Raw genomic sequence first — 9,705 nt, 5'->3', positions numbered from 1 at the left:
TTTTGCGTTTAGCTAAATCGATAATTTCTGGCAGAGTAGGGACGGAAAATAAGCCGTTGAAAGATTGCGATCGAAACGGCAGACGTTCTTTAGCCCGTAGCGTCTTAATTTCAGATATGGTAAAATCTTCAGCAAACCAGCCAGTGACAGTTTCGCCATCAATAATTTTAGCAGTTTTGCGGTTGGCAAATTCCGGGCGATCGGCTACATCGGTAGTACCGGATATTTCATTTTCGTGACGCGCAATTAACACGCCATCTTGAGTAGAAACTAAATCCGGTTCGATGAAATCTGCCCCCAGATCGATCGCCAATTCATACCCAGCTAAAGTATGTTCCGGACGCCAACCGCTTGCGCCTCGGTGGGCAATAATTATCGGACGCGATGTTGTTGCGATCGTTTTACCAACCATCATTTTCTGCCACTTTTCTTACAGTTTCCGCCTCCAATTGTAAGCGGGCTGCAACTTCTTGAACGCTTAATCCCAGTTTCAGTAGCAGTGCGATCGTTTGTAATTTATTTTGGAATTTTCCCTTTTCAATCCATTCAGCAATAGCTTCAGCACGACCTTCTTCGTAGGCTTCTTGATAAACTTTGGTATGTCTGATGAGGTTCAGCATTGACATAGTTTCTCTACCCATAGTATTTGGCTAAGAGCGATTTTCTACCACTTTTCTTACAGCTTCCTCGTCAAGTTGCAAGCGTACTGCAACTTCCTGAATACTCAATCCTAGATCCAGTAGCAGAGGTATCATTTCTAATTTAGTTTGTAATTTTCCTTCTTCAATCCCTTCAGCAAGACCTTCTTGACGACCTTCAGCAAGACCTTCTTGACGACCTTCAGCAAGACCTTCTTCGCGGGCTTCTTGATACACTCTGGTTTGCCTGAGTAGGTTCAGTCCTAGCATAGCTTCGATTTCCTCTCGACCTAAATTGGGAAATTTATAGACAACAACTGTTTCAATAAATTCTAGCACTTGCCGCTGGATAATGGTATCTGTCAATTCAACAGTAGCTTTGTTAATTAGTTCTTTAGCGCGGCTGGTAGTATTCGTGGGAGTCTCTACAATTAATTTCAGGATACCTATTCCCAAAGAGTCCTGACTAACGGCTTCTATTTCGTCTAAATAAAAGCAGCGCAGGTGCTTTTCCACTAACGTGCGATAGCGCGGATGCACTGGTGTTTCGTAACTGCGGCGTTCGTAGATAACTATAGTATACCAATCTGAATTAGGCGGTCTATATTGGCGGAAGTAAACAAAGATTTCGCCAAACAACCGTTCGTAAAATTCTTCATCTTTATAAGATTGAATTTCGACAAAGTAAAGCGGTTCTGTCGGGAACTGTTCTAAAGTAGCAAATAAACCATCGATGCGGAAACTCTGCTGTTTGATTTCAGGGGCGATGAATTCGTAGGCATTGATGTTGGCGTCAGGTTTGCCGATCAGTTCAAAGAAGATGTTGGGAAATTCTTTAAAAAGTTGATAAAAAATAGTATCTGTTTTCACTCTTATTTCCTATCTCGATTCAACGAAAACCTAACAGACGCAGAAAAGGTACAAAAAGATAATAACTCACACCTAACCAGAAACCGAGAATGATTCCCAAAAGACTGAAAAAGATAATGCTGAAACCGAAATTAGTCCAATTGAGGGTATGGAAAAAAGCATCAGAAAAACCGAAAAGAGCAGACACGGGCAAAATTTTGACCGTGAGGGTGACCAAACCTGCAAAGAAGCTAGCTGTGCCGATCGCAGTAAATACAGCATGAACAAGATCGTGACTGGGCAATCCCAATCCCAAAGTCAATAGAAAAGCTGCAACCGCCGTCATGATTACCAAATCGTCGGGTGCGATGACTCCAGATGGCGCGACTCTTTGCAAAATTAACCAACCAACCGCATAACCGAAAACGCCCATCATTCCTGTTATTAAATAGCGCCGTTGTTGTTGACCCAAAGTTTTGGCTTGTGTCAAACCCCAAGCTGTTCCCAAACCGGCGGCGGCGAATAAAATCATTTGCGGTTTAGATGCTGCGATCGCTATATTAGAAACCCAGCTAGGTAATTGTTGTGCGATCGCACCCGGTATGTGAAAATTATGGGGAGAGCGATCGGCTAACCAAAAGCCAATTCCCGCACCCACACCCGCACCTATCCCCCCGCTGACCATCTGCAAAAGCGTACCGAAACAAGCTTTAATCAGTTGGATAGTCAGATGGTAAGCGTTAACGCTCAGCCATTTAGTCCATTTCCAAATTAGTGCCAGCCCAGCTAATAGCAAATTCAGGCATATTTGGAGCGTTTTGGGGATAATTTTCCACAAATCCCCCACCGCAAAATTTGGTGTGATTTGTCCGGGAGAAATCTTCCGCAAACGCTTGATCATTTCTCTGGCGTTGCTAGGTCGTCGATCGACATCCGATCGCACCATATCATCCAGCAATGCAGCAAAGCCCGGACTAACTTTAACGTATTGACGCCAGCGCAATTCCCCCGTTTTCGGATCTTCCATATCCGGGGGATATTGACCCGTCAGTAGCTGAATGCAAGTTAAACCGAGTGCATAAAAATCGGCGCTTGGCCCCACCACACCCCCAGCTATTTGTTCTGGGGGACTGTATCCCGGTGAAAATAATCGCGTCGAACTAGCTTGAGAATTGCTATGAGCGGGGCCTATTTGTTTTGCGCCACCAAAATCGATCAGTACCAATTGTCCGGTTCCGTGGCGCAGCATCAGGTTAGACGGTTTGATATCGCGATGGATAATTTTACGTAAGTGCAATTCTCGCAAAATCTGCACCGCCTGATTGAGCCAGTTCACCACCCACTTTTCCGGACAACCTTGGGGATGGTGCTTGAGAATATCCGCCAATGTCTGACCGGCGATTTTTTCCATTACCAGACAAGGTAGCAACTGCCCTTGGCGATCGCCTACGATAACCTGAAAATAACTATCTGGCTCTACTTTCGGTACTCCTGGATGACGCAGACTCGCCAGCACCATCGCTTCTTGCTCGAACAGCGACAAAGCTTTAGGTGAAGTTTCCAACAAAACCTTCAGCACTTGCTCTGTCTGCGTCTTAATATCCCAGACTGAATATATAGCCGCAAATCCGCCGAATCCCAGTCTTTCTAGAGGAATGTAGCGATTTTTAAGACGCAGCGTCGAGCCACAAATGTTGCAAAAATTATTCCCTATACTCTGGGGATAGGGACGCGGGCAAGCGGGATTGATGCAGTGGGCAGCAGTGGCAACAGATTGTTGATGCACAACTCAATCAAAAGCCAAGTTGGGACAAGTAAGGCCAAAACAAATGCAGAATGTCTTGATTCTACACGACTCCCAACAAATTTTGGCTTAATTGAGTCCTATGAGTTTTGAGCCTTGAATTCAGGACTCAAGACTCAAAACTCATCACGCATAAATCCGCAAAACGGTTAGGATTTACCGCCCTTACGGCCTATTTCCGACATATGTTCGCGGTCTTCACTGACAGTTTCGCCACCTTTGCGACCGGCTTCTACAGCTTCTTCATGAGAGAATTCGTGTGCAGTTCCTCTCTCATGAGCAACTTTTCCACCTTTGCGACCGGCTTCTACAGCTTCCTCATGAGAGAATTCATGAGCGGTGCCCTTTTCATGAGCAGCTTTGCCTCCTTTACTAGCTATTTCGCGCTGTTTTTCGTCATCCATAGAGGCGAAGCCACGATTGCTTGTATCTCGATCTTTTTTCTTAGCCATAACACAACGTTTTGTCTTGACAACTAATTTCATCGTAGAAACGTGAAAGTAGCGTTTCGTCTGCCGTTAGTAAGAGTCACTCTTATAAATTTACTTCTCCAGGTAGAAAAGAGTGTAAATTTCGGCAATATCAACGCATACAAAAAGTCAAGTATTGTAGAGTTCGCAGTAAGATTTTGCAGGCCCGAACTACTTGTGATTTTTTTAATTAACTGCTGCACTACTAACTGATGTTAAAGTTTTAGCTGTTGATTTCGTTTCTTCATCCAACACATTAATAACCCTGTTGTAGATATCTTTAGCTTGTTGGGAAGAATTACCGATGCTGGTTAACCCCAATTTACCGAATTCAGACAGGCAACCCATGAGATGAAATATTGTACCTGTTTCTGTACTGGTATCAAAATGCAGTCGATGATGGGCAATGATATCCATCAAATCGTTTGGCAGCAAACCGCGATAACGGTCTTTTTGCAAGTTGTCGGTAGCAATGTAATATTTCGGACTTCCCTGCTGGCTATAGAACAATCCGGTAGAAGTATTGTAGCGACCGTTAGTTAAAAATTTGAGGGTCATAAATGGATGGGTGGTGCCGCCTTTACGCAGGTTGATTTCAATTGCTTGCAAATCCCACTGCGCGTTACCTGCTTCGTCAGGTTGACGAACGGCGATAAAATCGACAGCGTAGCGTTCTAATGCTCCTTTTTCTGCCAGATTTCGACCAACTCGCAATCCCAATTCCTGCAATTGCAAGCGATAATATTCGTCGCCAGGAAAATAGCAACCCAGGTAAATTTGACCGCCAGAACCGCCCAAAATTTGATCGTGGGTAGAGAGGATTTCCACTTCTCCATCTGGTGTAATGCGACCTTGAACGCTGGGACTGCGTTTTTCTTCTCCTTCAATAAAAGCTTCTACAATTGCGCCTAATTCTGGTATGCGGCTGGAAAAGTGTGACCAAGTTTCGTTATGAGCTTGAAAACTAAGAAATGGGAAGCGATCGCTAATTGCCGCAACTCTTTCTCGATGCGATGCACAACTGGGAGCGACATCCTGAATAGGTCTTAAGTCTAACAGCGCATTGCCTTCTCCAGAAAATCCTTCGTTGAGCTTAACAACCATTCGCTGCAAAGTTGGTTGCCTCTCCCACAATTGAGCGGCTGCTTCCGCTAAATCTTCCGCGCTCAAAACAAGTTCGCTACCATCCGGGTGGGGAATATTGCACTCAGCAAATATTTGCCGACTGCCGCTTTTTGTCCCCCAGTAAAGTAAATCCGGATCTGCTGCTAGGAGGGGAACGCCTAATTGCAAAGATAAATCTCGTTCTAGAGTCGTCGAATTAAAGCAAATCATGAACGACTTCTCTAGGCGCAATGACTCTCGAATGCGCTCGAGCAAACGAGGACGCTCTAAAATTTTTTGAGTTAGGGGTGTGGTAGAGGAATCGTAGGTGGAAAATACTAGCAGGCGATCGCGAGCGTGGGAAAATGGGATGCCGGGGAGTAATTGCAGGTAGTAATCGATCACTATTGGCGGTAGTGGCTGCGATGTTACATAAATTACCCGTGCGCGAGGGCTCCGCAGCCGAATTAACGAAAATAGCAGCCGTTCTTCGTAGTAAAGGAAGCCCTCAATTTTCTGAAGTTCTCCCCGATCCATACTGAGGGAGGGAATTACCAAGATATCGTAATCGCCATTTTCCGATTGTTCGATCGACTGCCAGCGATCGCGTAGCTGCGCTTGCAGAAACCGAAATTTGTTCACCTGCTCTCCTGAAGAAAAAGGCAGTGCTTCCATAATCCCAACCCACTCATCCCCACCATAGCAATTTTACTCTAGCTGATATCGCGAGCAAAATATCGGCTCAGAAACAATTATTTATGCCGGAACTTACACAAAAACCGAATTTCTTCCCCAGAAACTCGGTTTATTTGGGATGCAATTACTTATTTCTATCAAATCCGTTTGCGTCGGAATTGTTCCTTTTTCCCCTCTGCCCCGGTTGCCTCTCTGCACCTCTAGGGCCATAATGATTCATAGGCAACCGCAAACAATATTACAAGGTGGTAACCCCTGCGATCGCAAAGTTAGCCGCCGTCAAAGTCGCATCGCTAAAAACTGTAATCGTGTTTCCCTGGCTGAGAGTAATTTGCGAAAAGAATCCTCCTGTAGCCAGACTACTATTAGTAATAGTGCGTAACACATCCACGCCATTATTAAAACCAAGCCCAATCCCGATCTGGATGATATCATCCGCTACGACAAAATCATTAATTTGATCTACACCGCTTTCGGCGCGAAACACAAAGGTATCTCTGCCAGCACCGCCGAAAAGTTGATCGTTGCCGCGATCGCCCGATAAAATATCGTTGCCATCATCGCCAGAGAGATAATCTTCATTTCTCCCACCATAAATGATATCATTACCTTGACCGCCAAAAATATTATCGTTATTTTGATTGCCGAATAGAATATCGTCGTTTTCCTTCCCATCAATAAAATCATCGCCCGTTAAGCCCAAAACCATATCATTCCCCGCATTGCCAAAAATGCGATCGGCCCCACCCAAACCATTGATAATATCGCCCAAAACTGTACCGATGATTTGGTCATCTCCCTCAGTTGCGATCGGTAACGTTTCACCCTGAGTTTGAAAACCACCAATTTGGTAGCCAATATCTGCCAAAATAGCTAATTCAGCTTGACCCGGTAAACGAGCTTGTGCAGTAGGATTCATCAGGCTCGGAAAATCAGCACTGATATGAGATAAAGAACCATCATTTGCAATCGGAATCCCATTCCCGACCTTAACCGCTCTGGCATTCGGCCCGGTAAAATAGCCGTCAATTACTAATTGTCTGAAAATGGGAACGCCAAAGCCCAGAATATGTCCGATTTCATGGACAGCCGCCGCAGTAAAATCATAGTAAGACGAGCCAACTGGCAGATCGTTCGATGTATTGGGAGTTTCGTCAAAAAACCAGGGTACAGCTTGCCCATTAATTTGAGGATTAGTATTAAAAGAGAGAATTCCTACATAAGGTTCAAAATTAGAACCTATGAGGCGGGAGCTAAAAACACTCCCCACAGCATCAAAACCAGCCAATCCTCCTACTGCGCCAGCGTTAATAAAGTTGCGATTGTTAAACGGGGGCGATGCCGCGCCAACAAAAATTAATAAATCGTCAATTTCCGAAGTTAAAGTTATCGGTGTAGTTTGTCCGGTTTGAGGGTTTCCCACGTTGAAAGAAATCCCAGCCGGAACATTGGGAAATTCATCTTGGATATAGTTTTCCCAAACATTTGCAGCTGCTTCTAAAGCATTTCTTCTGGCTGGGTCGCTGAAGAAACCGTTGGTATCAAATCGATAATCAAATTCAATATTAAATGGCATACAACCTAACTCAAAGCAATTCACCGCTGGGTAAAGTCTCGCGAACTGCACCCATTTGTCTGGTTTATGCTCCAACTATTAGGCCAAATCGGGTTTTTTGTGATAAATATTTACATAATATCTAGTTACAAATGCTACAAAAATGGTGACCGATCGCTTTTATAGCAGTACACGTTAAAAACCCGGTTTCTCAAAGAAACCGGGTTTTTTGATCCGATGCCAACGCCCTTAAGGATTCTAGTGTTTCTGCGATCGGTTGTCAGCTTGCATCGGACTCGCGTTCCTTCGTGTCGGGTAAAATCACAGAAACTGGGGAATGAGTAATTACGCTGATATGTCCGTCAGATTCCATAAATGCTAACTTTACCTCATTGAGTTTTTGCACTCCCTGCTTGCGAAGAATACTCATCAACTCATCTTGGGTAATCAATTGCTCTGCCATCTTGTCACGCACTATGCGACCGTTGATTACTAGCGGCGTCGGAGGTGGACTGAGGAAACGTTGAAAGCGCGGAAACTTATACCCCAGCCAGTTTAAACTGTAGCTCCATAAAATAATCGTACTAACAAGAATGACACCATCTGTGATGGCAGTATAGTTACTTGCCATCGCATTTTGGGCAGCTTCGGCGAACAAAACTACTACCAGCAAATCGGAAATTCCCACCGTTCCTATTTGGCGGTTAGGAAGAAAGCGCAGGATCGCAAAAAGCATTAGATAAACCAGCGATCCGCGCACGAAAAGTTCGGCGATTGACATACTGGGAGTAAATACCTTATACCAATCGACGTTAAAAAGTAGATCCATCATGGCTTGATATTTATTTGGGAACTGCGGCTGTTAAAACTTCATGTCCTGATTCAGTTACTAACACATTATCTTCAATGCGAACGCCAATACCGCGCCACCTGTCATCAACTTCTGGTTGTCCTTCGGCGGGTTTCACATCGGGTCCGATGTAAATTCCCGGTTCTACCGTCAAAACTTGTCCCGGTTGCAAAATTTGCCAAGCTTCTTCGCCGTGCTTGTAGAAACCTGCGTCGTGAACATCTAACCCCAACCAGTGTCCGGTGCGGTGCATATAATAAGGTTTGTATTTTTCCTCTTTAATTATTTCGTCGATATTGCCTTGCAGAATTCCCAAATCCATTAAACCTTCTACCAGCACTCGCACTGCTGTGTCGTGAAATTGGTTCCAAGGATTTCCAGGCTGAACTTGGGCGATCGCTTGCCGTTGCGCCTCCAGTACAATATCGTAAATTGCTTTTTGTTCTGGCGTAAACTTCTCTCCTACCGGAAATGTGCGCGTAATATCACCGTTGTAGTAACCGTAACAGCAACCGGCATCGATCAACAATAATTCGTTGTCCTGCATCTGGCGATTATTTTCCACATAATGCAGTATGCAAGCATTAGCGCCAGATGCCACAATGGAAGGATAAGCCGGCCCCATCCCACCGCGCAGACGAAAGATATGCTCGATTTCTGCTTGAATTTCGTACTCGTAACGTCCCGGTTGGGTAAATTCTCTGGCCCGATCGTGCGCTTCTACAGAAATAGCGATCGCTTTTCGCATTAATTCTAATTCTACTGGACTCTTGCTCAGCCTCATGCTGTGAAGCACAAAGTTAGTATCTTCGATCGCCACTGGTCCCGTACCCCGTTTGGAATAAGTTGCGATCAGTCGCCGCCAGTGTCTGATAATAGTTTGATTGAACTTTTCATCCCGTCCCAGGTGATAATAAATTCGATCGGCCTTTTCCAGATACTTGGGCAGTTTTTCATCCAATTCTGTCATGGGATAAGCTTCATCAGCTCCGTATTGTTCCTTCGCCGCTTCCACACCAACGCGGTATCCCGTCCAGACTTCCTTCTCTGGATCTTTCGGCTGCACAAATAGCACAAAGCGATGTTCTGAGTGATGCGGTGCCAGAACTGCAACTGCTTCCGGTTCGTTAAACCCGGTCAAGTAGTAAAAATCGCTATCTTGTCGAAAATTATACTCGACATCGTTGTGCATAACTGCCATTGGCGCACTGCGAAATATAGCAGTGCCGTTGCCAATCTTAGCCATCAATTGTTCGCGACGCTGACGGTATTCTGCTTGCATAGTGTTTATTTTTATTGCAACGCTATTGTATTATACTCTTTGGCAACATTAGGAATTGTTTCTGGCTGTTTTTGCTTAAGTTATGCAATTTGCTTGGCGATTGATTCTCACAAGTATCTGCAAATTAATCATTTCTCTTATTTTATTGAGTACATTTACACGCCACTAATTACCAACTTTGATTCATTTTTATGTAGTTTCTGAGGGAATGGATGGTTAATTAACATTTTCCCATACTCTTTAATATCGCGCCAATTTTTAATTCACCAAATCCAATCAAAACTTTTTTAATAAGATTTTTAGTAACCATAACGCTAGCAAACTTGCTGTCAGCAGTCACATACTATTTAGTTGAAATTCCTGTAGGCCGATGAAAGTCTTACAGGAATTCTTAAATAAAACTGCTGCGGCGATCGCACTAAAATTTGTAACTCAAAACGCCGATCGTCGTACCATT

Annotated in this window: 9 protein-coding genes; all 9 read right to left on the bottom strand. The window is 44.4% G+C overall.

Features of this window, described 5'->3' with window-relative positions:
* A partial coding sequence (locus tag H6S82_RS08440) for a glycerophosphodiester phosphodiesterase family protein (RefSeq protein ID WP_277926391.1) occupies positions 1 to 415 on the bottom strand: 415 nt, incomplete at its 3' end.
* Complete coding sequence (locus tag H6S82_RS08435; RefSeq protein WP_191056148.1) at positions 402 to 626, bottom strand: Rpn family recombination-promoting nuclease/putative transposase; 225 nt, start codon at positions 624 to 626, stop codon at positions 402 to 404. The genes H6S82_RS08440 and H6S82_RS08435, both read right to left, overlap by 14 nt.
* 24 nt (positions 627 to 650) lie before the next feature.
* On the bottom strand, positions 651 to 1,508 hold the full coding sequence (locus H6S82_RS08430; RefSeq protein WP_190474437.1) for an Rpn family recombination-promoting nuclease/putative transposase: 858 nt from the start codon (positions 1,506 to 1,508) through the stop codon (positions 651 to 653).
* A gap of 19 nt (positions 1,509 to 1,527) precedes the next feature.
* Positions 1,528 to 3,273 (bottom strand): protein kinase, encoded by a 1,746-nt coding sequence (locus tag H6S82_RS08425; protein WP_190474438.1) that lies wholly within the window; start codon positions 3,271 to 3,273, stop codon positions 1,528 to 1,530.
* A gap of 167 nt (positions 3,274 to 3,440) precedes the next feature.
* Positions 3,441 to 3,743 carry a KGG domain-containing protein gene (locus tag H6S82_RS08420; RefSeq protein WP_190474459.1) on the bottom strand — a complete coding sequence of 101 codons (303 nt, stop codon included), beginning with the start codon at positions 3,741 to 3,743 and terminating at the stop codon, positions 3,441 to 3,443.
* A gap of 204 nt (positions 3,744 to 3,947) precedes the next feature.
* Positions 3,948 to 5,540 (bottom strand): peptide ligase PGM1-related protein, encoded by a 1,593-nt coding sequence (locus H6S82_RS08415; protein WP_190474440.1) that lies wholly within the window; start codon positions 5,538 to 5,540, stop codon positions 3,948 to 3,950.
* Positions 5,541 to 5,799: 259 nt separating this feature from the next.
* Entirely contained in the window at positions 5,800 to 7,137 is a 1,338-nt protein-coding gene (locus H6S82_RS08410) for a hypothetical protein (RefSeq protein WP_190474442.1), read from the bottom strand.
* Between the two features lie 259 nt (positions 7,138 to 7,396).
* Complete coding sequence (locus tag H6S82_RS08405) at positions 7,397 to 7,948, bottom strand: YetF domain-containing protein (protein ID WP_242056862.1); 552 nt, start codon at positions 7,946 to 7,948, stop codon at positions 7,397 to 7,399.
* Positions 7,949 to 7,958: 10 nt separating this feature from the next.
* Entirely contained in the window at positions 7,959 to 9,248 is a 1,290-nt protein-coding gene (locus tag H6S82_RS08400) for an aminopeptidase P N-terminal domain-containing protein (RefSeq protein ID WP_190474445.1), read from the bottom strand.
* Positions 9,249 to 9,705 lie beyond the last annotated feature (457 nt).

The sequence above is a fragment of the Planktothrix sp. FACHB-1355 genome (assembly GCF_014748295.1).
In the GTDB taxonomy this organism is placed as follows: domain Bacteria; phylum Cyanobacteriota; class Cyanobacteriia; order Cyanobacteriales; family Aerosakkonemataceae; genus Aerosakkonema; species Aerosakkonema funiforme_A.
The sequence above is the reverse complement of the archived record's forward strand: the minus strand, read 5'-3'. Positions and strand labels throughout refer to the sequence as shown.